Annotated in this window: 15 protein-coding genes; 9 read left to right on the top strand and 6 right to left on the bottom strand. The window is 60.3% G+C overall.

Annotated elements, in window-relative coordinates; translation table 11 throughout:
• The 3 genes from LOL23_RS15180 to LOL23_RS15170 form a co-directional block, all read left to right on the top strand.
• Positions 1 to 164 (top strand): transposase (locus LOL23_RS15180; RefSeq protein WP_237173826.1); only part of this gene is annotated, 164 nt, incomplete at its 5' end.
• Positions 165 to 381: 217 nt separating this feature from the next.
• Complete coding sequence (yfcF, locus tag LOL23_RS15175; protein WP_237173821.1) at positions 382 to 1,209, top strand: glutathione transferase; 828 nt, start codon at positions 382 to 384, stop codon at positions 1,207 to 1,209.
• A 159-nt stretch (positions 1,210 to 1,368) separates the two neighbouring features.
• Positions 1,369 to 2,319, top strand: a complete 951-nt coding sequence (locus LOL23_RS15170) for a DNA-3-methyladenine glycosylase family protein (protein WP_160975862.1) — start codon at positions 1,369 to 1,371, stop codon at positions 2,317 to 2,319.
• A gap of 150 nt (positions 2,320 to 2,469) precedes the next feature.
• On the opposite strand, the gene LOL23_RS15165 is transcribed toward LOL23_RS15170, so the two are convergent.
• Positions 2,470 to 2,976, bottom strand: coding sequence for a TIGR00645 family protein (locus LOL23_RS15165; protein ID WP_160975860.1), 507 nt, complete (start codon positions 2,974 to 2,976; stop codon positions 2,470 to 2,472).
• A gap of 170 nt (positions 2,977 to 3,146) precedes the next feature.
• Between LOL23_RS15165 and LOL23_RS15160 the strand changes: the two genes are divergently transcribed.
• From LOL23_RS15160 to LOL23_RS15140, 5 genes are all read left to right on the top strand, one after another.
• On the top strand, positions 3,147 to 3,704 hold the full coding sequence (locus LOL23_RS15160; RefSeq protein WP_160975858.1) for a hypothetical protein: 558 nt from the start codon (positions 3,147 to 3,149) through the stop codon (positions 3,702 to 3,704).
• A gap of 99 nt (positions 3,705 to 3,803) precedes the next feature.
• Positions 3,804 to 4,751: an aldo/keto reductase gene (locus tag LOL23_RS15155; protein WP_160975856.1), complete on the top strand. Its 948-nt coding sequence runs from the start codon at positions 3,804 to 3,806 to the stop codon at positions 4,749 to 4,751.
• 660 nt (positions 4,752 to 5,411) lie between these two features.
• Positions 5,412 to 7,535 carry a hypothetical protein gene (locus LOL23_RS15150; RefSeq protein WP_160975854.1) on the top strand — a complete coding sequence of 708 codons (2,124 nt, stop codon included), beginning with the start codon at positions 5,412 to 5,414 and terminating at the stop codon, positions 7,533 to 7,535.
• A gap of 11 nt (positions 7,536 to 7,546) precedes the next feature.
• Positions 7,547 to 8,404, top strand: coding sequence for a hypothetical protein (locus tag LOL23_RS15145; protein WP_160975852.1), 858 nt, complete (start codon positions 7,547 to 7,549; stop codon positions 8,402 to 8,404).
• 20 nt (positions 8,405 to 8,424) lie between these two features.
• Entirely contained in the window at positions 8,425 to 14,148 is a 5,724-nt protein-coding gene (locus tag LOL23_RS15140; RefSeq protein ID WP_237173820.1) for an RHS repeat-associated core domain-containing protein, read from the top strand.
• Positions 14,149 to 14,259: 111 nt separating this feature from the next.
• Here LOL23_RS15140 and LOL23_RS15135 read toward each other — a convergent pair whose 3' ends face one another.
• Entirely contained in the window at positions 14,260 to 14,877 is a 618-nt protein-coding gene (locus LOL23_RS15135) for a trimeric intracellular cation channel family protein (protein WP_160975848.1), read from the bottom strand.
• A 30-nt stretch (positions 14,878 to 14,907) separates the two neighbouring features.
• Between LOL23_RS15135 and LOL23_RS15130 the strand changes: the two genes are divergently transcribed.
• On the top strand, positions 14,908 to 15,087 hold the full coding sequence (locus tag LOL23_RS15130; protein ID WP_160975846.1) for a hypothetical protein: 180 nt from the start codon (positions 14,908 to 14,910) through the stop codon (positions 15,085 to 15,087).
• Here the strand turns inward: LOL23_RS15130 and LOL23_RS15125 are convergent.
• The 4 genes from LOL23_RS15125 to LOL23_RS15110 form a co-directional block, all read right to left on the bottom strand.
• Positions 15,074 to 16,117: an L-idonate 5-dehydrogenase gene (locus tag LOL23_RS15125; protein ID WP_237173819.1), complete on the bottom strand. Its 1,044-nt coding sequence runs from the start codon at positions 16,115 to 16,117 to the stop codon at positions 15,074 to 15,076. The genes LOL23_RS15130 and LOL23_RS15125 overlap by 14 nt on opposite strands.
• Before the next feature lie 24 nt (positions 16,118 to 16,141).
• Positions 16,142 to 17,425, bottom strand: coding sequence for a TRAP transporter large permease (locus LOL23_RS15120; protein ID WP_160975842.1), 1,284 nt, complete (start codon positions 17,423 to 17,425; stop codon positions 16,142 to 16,144).
• Positions 17,422 to 17,973, bottom strand: a complete 552-nt coding sequence (locus tag LOL23_RS15115) for a TRAP transporter small permease (protein WP_160975840.1) — start codon at positions 17,971 to 17,973, stop codon at positions 17,422 to 17,424. The genes LOL23_RS15120 and LOL23_RS15115 overlap by 4 nt, the downstream gene beginning before the upstream one ends.
• Before the next feature lie 82 nt (positions 17,974 to 18,055).
• On the bottom strand, positions 18,056 to 19,045 hold the full coding sequence (locus LOL23_RS15110) for a TRAP transporter substrate-binding protein (RefSeq protein ID WP_202411561.1): 990 nt from the start codon (positions 19,043 to 19,045) through the stop codon (positions 18,056 to 18,058).
• Positions 19,046 to 19,147: the final 102 nt, after the last annotated feature.

The raw sequence follows: 19,147 nt of genomic DNA, 5'->3' as shown, positions 1-19,147 counted from the left end.
AGGGCGTATCCAGCCGAATGATCCGCAAGAAAAACCACCCCAGCATTCGCCAGAAGCTGTGGGGCGGCGCGTTATGGCCGCCGTCCTATTTTGCCGGTAGCTGTGGCGGTGCGCCCATCGATGTCATCCGCCAGTACATCGAACAGCAGCGGACGCCGCACTGACCACCCAAAGGACGGCTCGCCGTCCGCGCTACCCTTCCCCGCCCTGAAGGGGGAGGTTTGCCGCGCACCTGATCAATCAATGCGAGATTTCAGTCCGGATGAGCTCCGATGGACAGCGACACCAAGCGGTCAACAAAACCCCCACTCGGTCTCCATGATGGCCCGGCCTTAGCGGGCAACCCCGATAACCCCGGCCAGCCTGTGCCGATGCCCGCAGTTGCGCGGAGCGTACGGCACACTAGGATGGGGCCGCCTATGGATCGGATTTTTCCGTTCGGACAATTCCCCCGAGAAGCGGCACGATAATACGGTTCAAATTCGAGGTGGGACCGGCGGCAACCGCGACACGCGCGCTGGACTTGCTCTACTATTAAAGGTATTCGACGTATTGCTCACTGATATCCCCCTGGACACCGACATGATTCTGTATACCAATCGCGAGTACTCCAGCCCTTATGCGCTGTCGGTTTATGCCGCGCTATGCGAAAAAGGTCTGCCATTCGAACTCAGAACGATCGATCTGTCCGCGGGAGAAAACCGCGGACAAGCGTATCGCCAGCTTTCGCTGACGTCCCGTATTCCCACGCTTGCTGTCGACGATTTTTCATTGTCGGAGTCTTCGGCCATTATTGAGTATTTGGAAGACGCCTATACACCTCCGGAGTTTCCAGCGGTCTTTCCGGAAGATATTCGCCTGCGGGCACGCGCGCGGCAGCTGCAGGCCTGGGTGCGCAGCGATCTTGCCGCACTGCGCGCCGAGCGGCCAACCAGTGTGATCTACGGCCTCAAGCGCCCGCAGGCATTAAGCGCCGCGGCACAGCAGGCCGCCGACAAACTCCTCGCCGTCGCCGACACCTTGATCGACGAGAACAGCGACCATTTGTTTGGCAAATGGTCAATCGCCGACGTCGATTTTTCAGTGATGCTCAGCCGGCTGTGTGCCAATGGCGACCCGGTACCCCGCAAAGTGCAACGTTATGTCGAACATCAATCAGCCCGGCCCTGCGTGCAAAGCTGGTGGGCGTTTGCGCGGCAACAATCCTGAACATCGCCCCGCGCAGCCGCGAAGGTATCGTGCCCGGCTTACGGGCAGCGTGGCCCGGCAGGCAATGCGCTCTGCTCGCAGCCGGCACACCCGTATGGTGAACCTCATGGCGATGCCACCAGCAACGGGCTCACACCGAAGCGGCCGTGGGGTGGCGTGATGCCGCACTTGAACGCTGCAGGCCGTTCCTCCCCACCCGCTGGGCAGGGTATCACCTGCGTCGTGCCACTGCCGCCAGGTTTTCGCGCTGGCGACGCCCTTGACTTCCATCGACGCGATGCGCAAGAGATTGCGGAGCGCGTCAGCGGCGCTGTACTGGAAAAAGGTTTACTTTGGGACGACAGACCCGCATGTCTTCGCATCCGGTTCCAACGGGAACAGGTGCACGCAGCGCTGCTGTTGGATGCCCCTGCGCCGCGCTCCGTCCATAGCGAAAAACGGCTCGAAAGCATGCTGCGGCGCATGCTCGGGCTGTCGCAGGATATCGAAGTCTTCGAACAGAGGTTCCGCACGCATCCTGTGGTGGGCCAGATGGTCAGCCAGCAGGCCGGCCTTCGAGTACCAGCAGCCGCAACGCCCTTCGAGGCGCTGGCGTGGGCGATTATGGGCCAGCAGATCAGCGTGGGCGCCGCAGTATCGATACGACGCAGGTTGATGCAAGCGGCAAACATAAAACATTCAAGCGGCTTGTTGTGCCACCCTGGGCCAAAGAACATCGTCCAGTTGGGGGCCGACACCTTGCGCCAGACGGGTTTTTCCACCAGCAAAGCCAATGCGCTGCTGCACTTGGCATCACTGATCGCCGATGAGCAGTTACCGTTCGAACGCTGGCTGCAACAAGCGCCCGCCATGGACGACATCCGCGAACGCCTGCTGGCCATCCGGGGCATCGGCCCCTGGACGGTCAATTACACATTGCTGCGCGGCTTCGGATGGCTGGACGGCTCCCTGCACGGCGACGTGGCGGTTCGCCGAGCAATAGAAGCCTTGCTGGCCCGCCCCGACAAGCTGAACGAGAAGCAGGCCCAGGCGTGGTTAATGGAATTTTCACCGTGGCGAGCGCTCATGGCGGCCCACCTATGGGCGTCGCGAAGCAATACGGCATATTGACCATGCACGTAAACGACGCGTGCAAGTAGTCGGCGCGCGGGCCCTACCGCATGCTGCCCAGGCGAAGGAAAACCAGATAACTGATATCGACGGAAGCCAACGCCGCGGCCGATGACATAGCGGCCAGTGGTGCTGTGCCACCCGACAGCCTCAGTGCCCCTTGTCGGCAATACGATCCATGGCCGCGTAGAACAAACCCGAAAACAAGAAGGTGACGTGGATGCCCACCATCCAGGCCAGGTGCCGATCTGACAGGTTGCCTACGTTCATGAAGGCTTTCAACAGCTCGATCCCTGAAATCGCAACAATCGACCCGATGAGCTTGAGCTTGAGGTCAGAGAAGCCAATGTGCCCCATCCACTCAGGACGATCCTGGTGGTTGTGCAGCTCGTCCATCTTGGACACAAAGTTTTCGTAACCGCTGAATATGATGATGATCAGCAGATTCATGATCAGTGCGATGTCCACCAGCGACAACACGCCAATGATCAGCTCGCCACCGCTGGCACTCATGATGTCCGCGAAGAGGTACCAGATTTCTTTGGCAAACTTCACCAGCAAAATCACGAGCGCAAACGCCAGCCCAAGGTAAACCGGCCCCATCAGCCAACGGCTGGTGAAAAGGGTGCGTTCGAATGCTTTTTCCAGGTGCCTCATGGGCGGTATACCGTCGATAAATAGGAAGGGGAGCCATTTTACAGGGATTTTTGCTTCTCTCTGCCACTCCCTGTGACGCGCTATTGTCAACGCCTCCACGGCGAGACTATATTGATTGATGGTGCGTTGGGCGCCGGTTCCTCAAGCCGGAGTTTGCGGGGGGAAGCATCATGTTTGACCAGCAACGCTTTATCCAAGACTGTATCCACGCGGTACCCGAGGGGCAGGCCGCGATACGCGAGATTGTGGCGCGGGCAGTGTCGGACCCGGCTGCGGTGATGGCGGGGCTCGGCGAGCCTGAGCATGCGGGCATTACGGCGCTGCACAACGCGCCGGATCTTACGATTATCAAGTTCGTGTGGGCGCCCTGTATGAGCCTCATGCCGCACGACCACCAGATGTTTTCGGTGGTGGGCATTTATGCAGGCCGCGAAGACAATATTTTCTGGCGCCGGTCGCCGGCCGGCATCGAAGCCGCGAGCGCGCGCTCGCTGGGCGCGGGAGACATCGCTGCGTTGGGCCAGGACACCATTCACTCAGTGGTAAACCCGATCGGCAAAATGACCTGCGCAATACATGTTTATGGCGGCGATTTCTTCCATCCAATGAGACCAAGACACCAATGGGATCCTGAAACTCTCACCGAAGGCCCCTGGAATTTCGAAACGGCCAAAACACTTTTCCGCGAAGCCGAAGCGCGTTTCAATGCGGTAACGCGCGCAAGCTGAAATCAAGCAATCAACATCGCAAAAACCAGTAGCGGCTTGGGTATCGGGTTAGCGCATACACACCCGACCCAAACCACAAGCGCAATAAAGGAACGCCGTATGACAAAGAGGGAATTGGGCAAGTCGGGTATTTCAATCTCACCGCTCGTTCTGGGTGCCAATGTTTTTGGCTGGACGGCAGACAAGAAACGTTCATTCGAATTGCTGGATCGCTTTGCGGACGCCGGTTTCCAGGCCATTGACACCGCCGATATGTATTCGACCTGGGTATCGGGCAACAAAGGGGGCGAGTCGGAGACGATAATTGGCGAATGGTTGGCTATGCGCGGCAATCGCTCGCAAATGGTGATAATCACCAAGGTGGGCATGGAGATGCCCGATGGTAAGGGGCTCTCCGCGGCATGGATAGAAAAGGAGGTGGAGAACTCGCTGCGTCGGCTGCGAACCGATCATATTGACGTGTATTTTTCGCATATCTTCGACGCCGAGGCGCCCTTGGAAGAAACACTGGGTGCGTACGACCGGCTGATCAAAGCCGGCAAGGTGCGCACCATCGGCGCCTCCAATCACTCCGCCGAGCAACTTGCGGCGGCGCTCGAGGCAGCCCGAAAGGCCGGTCTGCCCCGCTACGAAGTACTTGAACCGCAATACAACCTGTACGACCGCGCCACGTACGAGGGTGCGCTGCGCGACCTCGCAATGGCCGAGCAGATTGGCGTCACCCCCTATTACGGCCTGGCCCGGGGTTTTCTAACCGGCAAATACCGCAGCGAGGATGATCTGGGCAAAAGCCCGCGTGGCGGCGGTGCGCGTGGTTACATGAATGAGCGCGGGTTTGGCATTCTTGCGGCGCTGGATGAGGTTGCCGCCACCCACAACGCCCGGCCCGGAGAGGTTGCTATCGCCTGGCTCATCGCCCGCGAAGGTGTCACCGCCCCCATAGCCAGCGCAACCACGCTGGATCAGTTGGACAGCCTCATCCGCGCGACGGAACTCGCGCTGTCAACCAAGGACATTGCGCGGCTTGAGCAAGCCAGCACGTGGTGAACGTTGAACATGAACGTTGAACCGCTACAGCGTCAGCCATACGGGCAGCAGTGCCTGAGGCGGCGCGGCGAAAACGCCAGTGTATGTTTGGGCGAGCCTACCGCCGGGGGACATCAACCTTGCCTTGTGACATATATAGATATAGATGGGGCGCCTGTATTTGCGGCCGCCTCAGCCGCCAAACCAAACCTTTGCACCATCAGATTAATTGTGACTCATTATTTCCTTGTTGCCCGCTGACAACTTAGTTCATTCGGGCAAACACTATAAGCTTTCTTATTTCCGATACACAAAGATATATAAATATCATTTTTAATATATTCAGTAATCATTTCTTTCAAATATTTTGAAAGGAAATATTAATCTTTTCGGCATATCGGGCACTCAACCGAACGGCGTGTTGACCAGCTGTGGTGCCTCTCTCAACGGCCACAGCAGCGCGCCGAAATTGCCAACGCACACATCAGAATGGGGTAAAGGGAAAAGCGGAAACAAATCATGAGTCTCCGGTTGGTTTCGTAAGTTAAAGCGGATTGCGGCCTGCCTTGGCCGGAAGGCGCCAGGCTCACACCGGACTTGCCAGCATGCAGGCGGGTGGCGTTCGCGAACATCGAATATCGATAGTCGTCACGTGGGGAATCCACCAAGAAGGAGAAGAACGTGTCTAACTTCAAGCTTAGCCTGCCAACCGATATTCCTTGGGAACGCATCTGCGTGACCGAAGACATGATTGACCCGCGTATCTGCGATGCGCGTTTCCCCGGCAAGTGGCAAACCTCTCTGGCGGTATTCAAATATGCCCCTGAAGAAGAAAATCAGATCTATCCCAAGTATCGGATCACTTATCTCAAGGTAACGGCGACACTCACGGGCTACCAGCCGCTAGACCAGGAGGTCCAGGGTTCAATCGACTGGAACGGTGTCGATGTATCGACGATACCGGGGCTCACAGAACTCCTCAATTCCTACAACCCCTGCCACGGTGCGATTCTGCAAGTACTGGTTGGGCCCAAAGCGGGTACGCGTGGCATGGAGCTCGCGGACTATCCCTTCTTCATGGATTTTGAGCCGAAAAAGCGCGAACTCTACGAACTGGCCACCGACACCAAAGAGAAGCAATCGCGATCTATCGAGTCGCTCAACGTCACCAAATCGAGCGGCACCACCCAATCAACGGAGATTCTTGACGTCGACATGGGCGGCGGCGGCTTTGGCGCGCAAGCGTCTTATGCGGGTACGGGCGGCGGTTTCACCTACACCGCACCCAATGGCCAATGGGGCACCAAGCAACTGAATGCACAGGAAGGCATGGCTTCGCGCTCCACCGACGTGGGCCAGGAAAAGCGCGAAACCTTTTCGTATTCGACCCAGATCTCGCAAATGTATCACCTGCTGGATAGCTACCATTTGGGTACCAACCGCGCCGTTTTCTTCGTGCAGCCTCGGCCACATACGTTGGAAGAGCCATCGGGCTTTGTGCGCGGCCCGCGTCCGGTCGAGGGGATACAAGAGTTCTTTCTGGTGGTGGCCCAACCAAAGGACCAGGACGATTTCTGCGTGGCGCTGCGGCTGGACACAAGCCACCTGACGACCACGCCCGTCATGGACTACGACCGCAAGTCGGAATCAACCTCGATTGCGTCGGCCAATGCGCCGGTTGCAAGTAAACACGATATCCCCGCCGAGCGCATTGTGGGCGCGCGCGCCTGTTTCATCGATTGCTGGGACGTGCATTACCAGTGTTACCGCACACAGGTTCAGGATTCGGTCACCTACGACGCGCCTGCCGGCTACCGCATTGAATCGTATAACGACCTCATTAACGAAGCGACGCACGGCTCGACCAGCGTCGTGGTCACGCCCAACGGCGAGACGCTGAACATCAATGCCGAAGCTGGGGGGCATATCTGTTACGAGGGCAGCGAAGTCTGCGTCGATTGCCCAGATACCATTCAGGCGTGGGCCGGCCACGCGCGGCGCCAGGTACAGGTAAACCTCGTATCGACAAAACCGACCAAGCAAATCGGCGAGGAGCAGGTGCTGATGATCACGACGCGCGGGCTATGCTGCTGTGCGTCGGAACAGGTGCGGCACCCACTCGACGAACGGGTCGTCGCAGTCCGCCCTATTCCCGCCCGCTATGCAGTCTTGCGCGCTACAGGCAATTATGCGGCGCAATACATGGCCGCTGGGGCGGCGGCACCGCTTGCCTCCATGGCAACGCATGCGCACGCGGTGGATGGCGAGCCCTGTATCGAATGCGCCGAGAAAGCGCGCGTCACGGCAGCCTCGCAGTCCACCGTCATGACAACGGCGCCAACAGGCCGCGTATCAGAAGCCCGCTATACCCTGCAGCAGGTGAATGAGCTGTCGAACTATATGCGCACCGAAACGCTCAAGAGCCTGAACGATCCGACGGCCGTTCCCCGAAAGTTCGTCGAGACCAACTTCTTTGCCAAGCAGCTCGAATACAGAATCTTGCAGAGCCGCGTTGGGCGCGAACTTATTGGCGGCCAGGCCGCATCGAGGCTGCCCAAGGAAGTGGTGTCCCGCGTCGCGGAATACCTGAAGCAGGACGCTAAGACGCTGTCTCTCGCCGATGTGCTCACCTTACGCAGCACTGATCTCGCGCGCATCACCAAGATGGACGAAGCGCAGGCGCAAAAAATGAAGCTTGCGGCGATGGGTGTGGCGTTCACGCGCGAGAAGAACCCTGGCGCCAACCCCGCCACTGACATAGGCGCTGAAAAGAAACCCAAGCGCGCGCAGACGAAACGCCGCTGAGGGATGCCATCATGACCCGTCTCGCGGGCGCCTCCGGCACGGAGCCGGTGGCGCCAACGTTCAGCGTCTACCATGGCCCCGACCGTATCGGCACAGCGACGGACGATGGCCCGTTCCATGGCATCGTGCCGCGCAGCCTGATCGGCGGCGTGGATCACGACAAATGGCAGCGCTACGCGCATCAGCTGTTCGACCAGGCCATCGGCGCAAATGCCGATCTCGCCCTGCTTCGGCTGAGTGCGCTGCAGCATCACGTGCTGTCGTTCCAGCAGTCGGCGCAGGCAGCACGGCGTTTCGTTGAGACGCGGCTCGATTTGCACGGCGGCCACTGTGACCTATGGAATATCAAAGAAGGCCATACGTCCAGTGTCTGGCACGTGGCAGCGGGGGATGGCCACAGCAGCGAAGAATTCATCCTGAATATTGCACGTGACGACGCTGCTGGCCGTGAATTGGCACGCACCGCAGAGATCATGCAGACGATCGCCGCATGCCACCCCGAGTTGGCTATGGCTAAAGTCGAAGACGTCGTTGGCGTCGAAATCGACTATTTTGGCCAACCCGCGTCCATTACCGTAACGCGCAACGAGCTTGTGCGCGATGCCCTGGAAATCCATCTGGGCCGAGATCGGCGCACTGGCAGGCCGAAACATGTGCTGATCGAACGATTTATTACGGATCCCGAACGCCCTTGTGAGATCGTCGACATCGCGGGCCGGGTCATGACAGATGCCGAGTGCCACCAACTGACGGCCGATCTGGCCGCATTCCTCGATACCGCGTCGCAAATCGCCTCGGTCGACGTTGACATCAACGACGGCGACCTCGTCTGGGATGGAAACCGGGCGGTGGTGGTGGCCATACGCTGAACGGGAACAAGGAGAGGGCCGTGCCGGACAAATACACTGTTACCCTGCCCAAGAGCGCCAAACCGTTTACCTACGACAGTAAGCAGTACAGCGCCGGCGACAAGTTCACCAGCAACAGCGCCTGCGATGTGCTGGCTTTTGCTGATGCATTCAACACCCAGAATCCGGACACCGGCCGCGGCGACAAGTCGCCCAACTTCTGGCAGAACATGCATGACGAGTGCGTTGCCTCTGGCGGGGGCGGCGGTCCGGGTACGGATGCACAGCCAACCGATACGCCCGCCACACCTCCGGATGAGGCCCAGCCGAACCCGAACGAAGGCGACTCGGGTGACAAACAAGGCGCCCCCGCCCCCAAAGAAGCCGGTACACAAGGCGAAGAAACACCGGATACGCCGCCGGATGCGCCACCACCGCCGGGAGAGGAGCCCACACGCCCTCCGGCGGGGCAGCCCGAAAAGCAAGTGTCCTCGGAAAAGCCCAAGATCAAGACCGATGGCGGCGACCCGGTGGACCTGTTCAACGGCGCATTCTTTCTGGACGAAACCGATCTGGAGATCGCCAATACCGTGCTGCCGCTTGCGATCAGACGCAGCTATCGCAGCGGCATTGCAGTGTTCGGGCCGTTCGGCTGGAATTTCGACCACAACTACAACCTGTACGTGCGCGAACTTTCCAACGGCACAATCGCACTTTGGCGCAACCTGCACGAGGACATATTCAAGCCGACCGGCGCCGGCTTCGAACCCCCGCGCGGCGTGTTCGAGAAGCTTGAGCCAGTAGCCGGCCAGGTACAGACGTACGAGGTGCATGGCGAAGGCGGCACCACCATGCGTTTTGAACGGCCCGCCGGCTGGACCGAAGCGGAGCGCATCCCTATCGTATGGCTGCGGGACCGCCACGGCAATGCGCTGCGCTTTACCTACGACACCGAGAACCGTGTCGCCGAGGTGCGCGACGACGATGACCGCTTTTTGCACTTTGAGTACGACAACTGCGGCCTGTTGACTGCAATCAGCGACCCGGCAGGACGGCGCTGGCGGTATGAGCATGATGAACAGACGATGCAGCTGACGCGCGTGGTGTCGCCGCCGACAACCGACCATCCGGATGGCATCGACCGCATCTATGTATACGCCGATCCGTTCGATCACCCGCTGATCCGCCACAACATTGTGCGAGTCGCGGATACGCAGGGCAATGTGTACCTGGAAAACTATTATGACGATGACCCGGCGTCGTTCAGCTTTGCCCGGGTAACGGAACAGCTGTACGGCGATTACCTGTTTCAGTTTTGCTATACCCAGCTGCAATATGTGCCCGACAGTGCACTGTTTATCAATATCGGTGCTGTGCGAGTCGAAGTCATGAACCCCGACTTCGGCGTGGAAACCTATACGTTCAATTATCGCGGCGATCTGCTCGACCGGCGTTACCGCTTGGTCAAGGACAAGTCTTATCGTGTGGCCGCCATCGGCTACACCTATGATAGCCAGGGCAATCTGGCTTCGACGACATTGCCCGATGCCAGCTCGGAGCTGAATGTCTATGATGATGCCAACCCCGACCCGCGTATGCGCGGCAAGCTGCTGCGGCGCGAGCTTACAGCAGCGGCGGGTTTTCCGGCGCCCAGCCGCATCATTTGGCGCGGCGGTTATGAACCCACCTACCAGTTGCTGGTTGAAGAGCGCAACGAAGCCGGCGGGCGGGTGCGCTACGACTACGATTTCGATCTGACCCCCGGTGCGCCCACCAATACCGGCAAGCTCAAGCGCATCCGCCACCCGGATGCCACGCTGCCCGACGGTACAGTACAGGCGTCGGAGACACGCTTCGAACACAATGCCAAAGGCCAGGCGACCGCAACGACCTTGCCCGACGGCACGCGCAATGAAATGACGTACGGCACAACCGGCGCAGGAGCGAGCCGCCTGGTGCGCCAGGTTTTTGACGTCGGCGGGCTCAACCTCGTCAACGAAACTGCCTATGACGCCTTCGGCTACGACGTCTCGATCATCGACGGCAATGGAAACAGCACCGACAAGCTCGTGAATGCGCTCGGCCAGACTGAAGCCGTATCGCCTCCCTCCGTCAATGGCGATGACCCGCGCATCTTCATTCATTACGACACCGACCGCAGGCTCGCCGCCATCGAGCGACCAAGCGGCGATTACAAGGAAGCAGGCCTGGGCCCGCGCATTGTGGATCAATTCGAACGCGATGTACTCGGCTATCCGGTGAAAGTAATCATGGCAGCCAATACGGCAACGCCGCGCACCGTGGCCTCGGACTTTGATTATCGCGGCTTCGCCACGCGCACAATTGGGCCCGAGGGCATGAAGGTTGACCGCGTGTTCGACGAGCGCGGTCTGCTGATCAAAGTAAGCCATGCCGGTGCCGACGGCGCCCAGTTGACGGCCCGCAATGTGCATGACCGCAGCGGCCGCGTGACACAGGAAATCGGCTCTGACGGCGTAGCCACGCATTACCAGCTTGACGCATTCGCGCGCCTGCAAAAAACCATACACGCCGACGGCACTGAAGTGTCGCTAACCTGGCGCAGCGGCAATCTGGTCGAGCGTGTGGAGACAATCGGCGATGACGGCAGCGGCACCGTGCGCGCCCTGGCCAGTACAAGCTACCACTACGACGAGAAGTATCGGCTCATCGAGGAAACCGTGGCGACGTTTGCCGATGACCCCACGACGGCGATAGGCCTGGTGACCAAGTACTTCTATGATGCTGCGGACCGTATCGTGCGTATCATCGGGCCGCGCGGCGGCACCACACACTTTGCGTACGATGGACTCGGGCGCCTGATCAGCCAGACTGACCCCATGGGCAACGAGGAGCGCTACGACTACGACGGCGCGGCCAACCTGATCAGGACTGAAAACCGGCATATCGAGCCCGACGGCTCGATCTCGTCGATCGTCAAACGTTACACCTACGACGCGCGCAATCGCCGCAACGCCGCGATAGACCCCGACGGATCATCAATTGCGTTTGGCTACGATGCCGCAGACCGGTTGGTGCGGCAGACCGACGCCTTTGGGCGCGTCAAAACCATTGCGTACGACGCGCTGGGGCAGCGCGTGGAGGAAGTCTACGACACAGCGGGGCTGGCCGTGCGGCACCGCTGGGACCTGGACGGGTTGGCCCGCCCAATTCGCTACACCGATCCATCCGGCGAAGTCTCCACCTACGCGTATGACGGTGTCGGCCGACTGCGGGCCTTGTCCTACCCCAACGGCGTGACCACCACGCGCGCTTACGGCGCCGACGGACGCATCGCGCAAGAGACCCTGGGGGGCGGCCTGGCGTTTCAGTATGGTTATGACGCAGCGGGACGGCTGGCGGCCATCACCAATACCGCAACCCCCGCCGGGGTCGACGCCCTCCCCGCGCATCAATTCCATTATGACGGCATGGGCAGGCTAGTGCGTGCCGACCTCGGCGGCGAAACAGTACTGCGCGCCTACGACAGCCATGGCCGGCTGATCAGCGAGACAAGCGGTGGCGCCACCATCCGGCGCAGCTTCGACGATAGCAGCGGCGAGGTGCAGCGCATCTGGCCGGACGGACGCACCGAGAAACACAGCCACGATCTGAATGGCACCCTTACCCGCATTGAGGAAACAGCAGCCGGCACGCTAGGGTCCGGCGTCAATCTGCTTGCGGCGCTCAAGCCCAGTGGAGGCGGTCATTTTGGGACAGCCGCGCTGCCCGGCGCCCTCGCCGTCAAGGCGCAGTATGACGAACGCAAACGCCTCGTCGATCTCGCAGCGTCCAGCACCGCAGGTGCGGACCAACGTATCAGCTACCGCCACGACAAAGCGAACAGACGGCGCATCGAGGCCTTGCGCGGCCAGGCGCCGGCGCTGTCGTATTTTGCATTCGACGCAAAATATCGGCTGGCCAGCGCGCAAAAGAACTTCACCCTGCCGCTGCCGGACGCCCCCACTCAGGCGGCTCAAGACGCCGCGATCGCAGCGGCCGCTGTAGCGGCAACAGGCGCCACTGATAAAGAGACATTCACCTACAACGCCAGCGACGCTCGGCTGACGGCCACCCACACGGGCGAGCCCGCCCGCAACTATGCCTACCTTCCCGGCCACCAGATACAAAGCGACGGAATCTCCGCGTTCAACCATTCCGCGCAAGGCATCTTGGCCGGCGACGGCGCCTTCACTTATCGTGCCGACGCACTGGGCCGCGTTACCACCGTCAAATCCGGCGCCACCACGATACTGAGTCTGCGCTATGACGCGCTAGGCCGGCCCATTGTTATCAGTGAACAGGGAAGGCCGGCGCGGCGACTGCATTATTTTGGCGATTCGGCAGACCAGGAAAGCGAAGGCGGCATCCCCGTCAGGCAAAAGACGGTCCATGCAACGACAGGAATGCCACTGGCCTACCATAGCGCGCAGGGTACACACTTCCTGCTGTTCGATGGCCGCTACAACCTGGTGGCGCTTGCCGACGACCAGGGAGCGCTGGTCGAACTCTATCGATATCGGCCGTTTGGTCTGCCCTCCATTCTTGATGGCGCGGGGTCAGCCCTGTCGACCTCCGCGTTTGGCATCGAGCCGATATTCGGGGGCCAACGCCACCTTGCCTCAACGGGGCTCTATCTATCGAAACGACGGTTGATGAACCCGTTGCATGGCTTGTTTCTGTCACCGGACCCGCTCGGCTATGCCAATTCGCCATCGCTGTATGTCTATGCGGCGCAAAACCCGATCGATCTGATCGATCCCGACGGCGACTTTGCCTTCCTGGCCGTGCTGGCCGTGATGGCGGTGGGCGCTGTGGTCGCGGGCGGCCTGAACGCCGTGCGCCAGGGCATCCAGATGTCAGAAGATCCGCGCAAGCGCGCCGAAGGCTTTTCATGGAGCGAGCTGGGCATATCGATGGGATTGGGCGCGGTGATCGCACCCGTGGCCGTCTTCGCGCCGGAAGTGGCAATCCCGCTCGTTGGCATGGGCGTGGCCAACGGCATCGAGCAGTACAGCGAAGGCAACTATCTAACGGGCACCTTCGATATTGTCACTTCGCTCGCGCCATTCGGCTCGAAGAACGTGCGTAGCGCCAGCTTCGGTAAAGGCAGTTACGTTGGCCAAGTACGGGGATTGGGGCCAGCTGATACTTTCTCGACGCGCGCGGGCCGCTTCACACTCATCGAAGAAAACCTGCAAAACTTCGCGCCCTCTCCGACCGGCAAGGATATTGGCGTGGGATTTGCCAAGATGCCCGATGGCCCCGACGGCCACGTTGCCGTCATCTTCGAGAAAGAAGGCGGTGGCTTCTGGTTTGCGGAAAAGAACGCCAAGCGCGGGCCTATCATTGATACCCCGCAAGGCCCCAAGAAAACGTACTTTGCGGACTTCAATGAAGCGCAAGGGCAACCTTCGATGTATGCTCCGGGGCGCCCCTTCGAATACAACACAATACGCATACCCCGAGCCTCGGTCGACAATGCAATGAGCCACGCCAAGGGGCGCCTGCCAGGAAGCGGCATCGAGTCATTCGACTTCAAATGCGCCAACTGTTCGCACTTCGCTGCCGACGTGCTCGCGCAGGGCGGCTTCAAAGGCATGGGCAATGGGCGTGCGCTGGGCCTGTGGAACGATTTCACGAATTTTTCGAAGGGAACGAGCATGACGTATGCGTCGCCGATGTGGGCCAAGCCGCCATTCTGGATGCAGACGCCGCAGCCTGCCACACCCGGCGGCAAGAAGTGACACAGACCGTTGCAGGCCAGGCCGCTCATGGCCCTGGTGCTGGCCGTACCGGCGACGCCGCTGTCATCCCAGGCATGCGGGATAGTCGAGGCTGCCGCCGTGTTTGCCGCGTTATCGCCACTCGTCCCGGTACACAAACCTGGGCATCTGCCAGTTGAACCGCAGAGCCAGCATGCGCATGGCAAAGCCGACAACCATGGAAACGATCATCGCTACGTTGGTGTGTAAACCCGCGGCCTGGCTGCCAATAAACATCGCACCCGTGACCACCGACACGCTGGCGTACAGCTCTTTGCGCAACAGCAGGGGGATATCGTTGCACAGGATGTCGCGCAGCACGCCCCCCGCGCAGCCGGTGATCATGCCGCTGATGAGCACGATGGTGAACGGGAGTTGCATCTCAAGGGCGACCATGCAGCCGATAACGGTAAAGACGACCAGGCCCAACGCGTCCAGCCGCAGGAACAAACCGTGCAGGCGGCGCATGACAGGGGCAATGATGGCCGTGAAGATGGCCGCGCCAGCCGTCATCCAGAGGTACTCGGGGTGCTTGACCCAGGTAAGTGGATAATGGCCCAGCAGCACGTCGCGCACCGAGCCGCCCCCAAGCGCCGTCACGCAGGCGATGATACACACCCCCACCCAGTCCATGTCGCGCCGGCCGGCAGCCAAGGCGGCCGTCATGGCCTCGGCGGTGATCGCCACCAAGTATAGGGTCAACAACACCATAATGTATTCAGCTCCGGGATGTGCGCGTGCATGAAGTTTACTGCGTCGGCGGCTGATGACTCACAATTGGCGGCTAAGGCCTTTCTGCCTTCGGGCACGATCAGCGTGATAGCCACGATGGCGGCCGCTGCCATCGGCGCGCTGAAGCCGCGCATCGAGCACCAGCCTGATCCCCGGCGATCAGGCGTCGGCGCCATCACGCAAAGCTGAGCTGCACCTTCATGTGCGACGAGCGGTCGCGCGCCATGCTGAAAGCCTCGCCAATGCGCTCCATGGGCAGCGTATCGGAGATGATGGGGCGCACATCAATGCGGCGTTCGCGTATCAGGCGGGCGGCTGTGGCGAACTCGGTGTTGGCCCGATGGGTGCCGACCAGCGAGATTTCCTTGCCAACCAGCGCGTTCATGGGGATGGGGGTCTCACCCATGACGCCAACCTGGACGACGGTGCCGCGCGGCCGCGTCAAGGCAAACACCTGCTTGAGCACCGGCGCGGCGCCGCTGCATTCAAACACGACATCGAAAGCCCCTTTGTCGGCGGAATACTCGGCCATCAGGCGCTGCGGTTCCTCGCTGCCATTGATGACGGCGGTGGCCCCCATGGCGACGGCGGCCTTCAGCGGTGCCGCCGAAAGGTCGGTAGCAACGATCTCGAGCGCGCCGGCATACTTGGCCATCGCCACGACCAGTGCACCGATCGGCCCCACGCCGGTGACGAGCACCCGCTTGCCCACCAGGCTACCCGCTTGGTTAACGGCATGCACGGCGACCGAGAGCGGCTCTGCGCACGCAGCCTCGCCCAGGGAGACACTGGCACCAACTGGCTCGCACTGCGCCTGGTCAACGACCATCAGGTCACGGAAGCCACCCTGGCTGTGCGGCTTGAACATCGCGCTGCCGAAAAACTGCATGTTCAAGCAATGGTGATACTGGCCTTCGCGGCAGTAGCGACACTGGCCACAGGCCCGGCTTGGGTTTAACGCCACCTTGTCACCGGGTTTCAGGCCCTGTACCGCACCGCCCACCGCCTGGACTGTGCCAGCCACTTCGTGACCCAGAACAATGGGCTCGCTAACGCGTATGGTGCCAATGCCGCCATCCCAGAAATAATGGATGTCAGACCCGCAGACGCCGCCTGCGCCCATCCTCACCAACACCTCGGTGGGCGCGATCTCGCCGACGTCCAGCGTTTCGATGCGTACATCCTGTTGTGCGTGCAATACACAAGCTCGGGTTTTCATGGGTATCTCCTGCATTCCTAAAAATCAGCGTTGCGTCAGAAACTGCATGGGCACGATCACCAGGTCGGGGAAGAGCGTCAGCAGCAGCAACAAAGCCACTTCGATCCAGACGAACGGCATCACCGCCTTGATGATGCTTTCCATGGACATACGCCCCACCCCAGCGGCCACATTGAGTACTGTTCCCACCGGCGGCGTCAGCAAGCCTATGCAGTTGTTGAATATAAACATCAGCCCAAAGTAAACGGGATCGATGCCGGCCATTTTCACTATTGGCATCAGAACGGGCGTCAGGATCAGGATGGTAGGCATGACGTCCATGGCCGTGCCGACCAGCAGCACCACGACATTAATAGCCAGCATCAGGAGTATCTTGTTGTCCTTCAGCGGCTCTAGAAAGCCGGTGAGCTGCTCGGGGATGTTGGCCAGCGTGATCAGGTACGAGGACACCATCGCGGCCGCGGCCAGCAACATGATGACCGCACTGGTTTTGGCCGACGACACCAAGGCGTTCAGCAGCATGCGCATCGACAGTTCGCGATACACCACCGCGCCCACAAACAGCGCATACCAAGCGGCGATGGCTGCCGCTTCGGTGGGCGTGAACACCCCGCCGCGCAGGCCCACCACAATGATAACGGGCAAGCCGATCGCCCACAGTGCGGCGCGCGCCGACATCGCGATCTGGCGCGCATTGCTGCGCGGGCGAACCTTGAACTTGCCCTTGCGCGTCATGTACGCCCACCCGATGGCAAGAAACACCGCCAGCATAAGGCCCGGCACGATGCCCGACATGAACAGCTTGGAAATGGACACCCCGGCGGTCACCCCAAAGACAATCATGGGTACGCTGGGGGGAATAATGGGCGCGATAATGCCCGATGCTGCAATCAATGCGCCCGATTCGGCGCGATCATGGCCCGCCGCCACCATCATGGGCACAAGCACCGCCGCGAGCGCGGCCGTGTCGGCCACTGCGGAGCCCGACAGCCCCGCAAAGATGACGCTGGCGATGATCGCCACATACCCCAGGCCGCCGCGCACATGCCCCACCAGCGACATGGCAAATTCGATAATGCGCCGGGAAATCCCGCCCGCGTTCATCAGCTCGCCAGCCAGGATAAAGAACGGTATGGCCATCAGGGGGAAGTTGTCGGCACCATCGAGCAGATTGGACGCCAGGATTTGTGTGTCGAACTCGCCCAGGAACACCATCAGCGCAATCCCACAGACCAGTAGCGAGAACGCGATGGGGATACCCAGCGCCATCGCGCCGCACAGCGACACCAGAAATACAAGCACCGTCATTTGCGTTCCTCCGCGATGGCCCGGTCGGCCATCTCTTCGGACTCGACAGACATGATGAGAGCATCGTCATCCATGCGCCCGGAAAGCAGCTTGTAAAGATTGATCACGACGATGATGGCCATGCCCAGAAGCCCGACCAGGCCCGACGAATACACGTAGGCATAAGGCAGATTGATGGCTGGCGAGGATTGATCGAGGTTCATGACCGTGAGCAGCCATGCGCCATGCAGCGTAAGGCCCAGCGTGGCCAGGATGATAAGGCTGTTAGCCGCGAACAAGATGCGCCGCCCGCGCACCGACAGGCGGCGCGCCAAGGCGTCGATGCCCAGATGCTCGTTCGCCTTGAAGGCAACGATGGCACCCAGGAAAATCAGCCAGATGAAAAGAAAACGCGACACCTCTTCGGCCCACGTCAGGCCCGAGTGAAAAAAGTACCGCATGATGACATTGGCAAAAACAAAGATAGCCATCAGCGCCAATGCGCCCGCGATCGCCAGATTGAGGCCGCGCGTAATAAGCCCGACCGAGCCGCCCGACGGTTTGCTCATGTTGCTTCCTTGAAACGGCCAGGCGCGCCGCATGCGCCACACCCGGCCTCGTTCGAATTGCTGCGGGAGCCGGCCCGTACGACTAGTTGGCCGCCTTGACCCGTGCCACCAGATCCTTTGCCCAGGGATACTTGGCGTAGTATTCGTCCAGCACCGGCGCAGTGGCGGTTTCCATCTTGCGGCGCAGCTCAGCATCCGGCGTCACGAACTTCATCTTGTGTTCCTGCAGGAACTTCTTGTCGGTTTCATAGCCGCTCTCAGCCAATTGCCACTGGTAATCGGCATAGGCTGCGGCAGCGTCTTCCACCACCTTTTTCTGCTCGGGCGTCAGTTTGCCCCACAGCTTCTTGCTGACGATCAGCACATTGGGGCTGAAGCTGTGACGCGATTCAAAGATCTGGTTTTGCACTTCGTAGAAACCGGACGCCCGCACGGTGGCGATGGGGTTGTCCTGGCCATCAACCACCTTCTGCTCCATGGCGGTGAACACCTCGGACAAGGGCATGGGCGACACTGTCATGCCCAGTGCCTGACCCATCTTTACGTATACCGGCGTGTTGGGCATACGCATACGGATGTTCTTGAAATCATCCCAGGTTTCCAGCGGCTTGCTAGTCGAGAACATACGGAAACCGTTGACGCTCCAGGCCAGCACATGCACGCCGTGTGTCTTTTCAAGATCTTCGGCAAGCTCCTTGCCGATGGGGCCCTGCAGTACGGCCTTGGCGTGCTTGAAATCGCGCAGCATGAAGGGCCACTCCGGCACCCCCATGCGGGGCACATCGGCCTGCATGATCATGCCCGGCAGACCCATATCGATGGTGCCGTTGCGCACGCCCGTATAGAACTGCTGCTCGCCACCCAGCTTGTTGTTCTCGAAGATATTGACCTTCAGCGTGCCGCCCGAGTTCTTTTCCACCATAGGCTTGAACTTTTCGCGCAGGGCAACGTTCTGCGGGTGCTCGGCCGCAAAATAGTTGGCAACCTTGATCGTGATGGTATCGGCGCAGGCGGCGCCCGCCATTAATGTTGCCGCGGCTGCGGCCAGAAGGGTTTTTACGTATTTCTTCACAGTGGTGTCTCCTTTGTGGTTGAAAATTGACTGCCTGCTACTGGCTATGGGCAATGGACAATAAACAATTGGCCCTTGGCTATCTGTAATCGGCTAGTGGGT

Origin of the sequence: Paracandidimonas lactea (genome assembly GCF_021653995.1) — a bacterium.
GTDB lineage: Bacteria > Pseudomonadota > Gammaproteobacteria > Burkholderiales > Burkholderiaceae_B > Allopusillimonas > Allopusillimonas lactea.
Note: the sequence above shows the minus strand (reverse complement) of the source record. Positions and strands in the feature narration are given on the sequence as shown.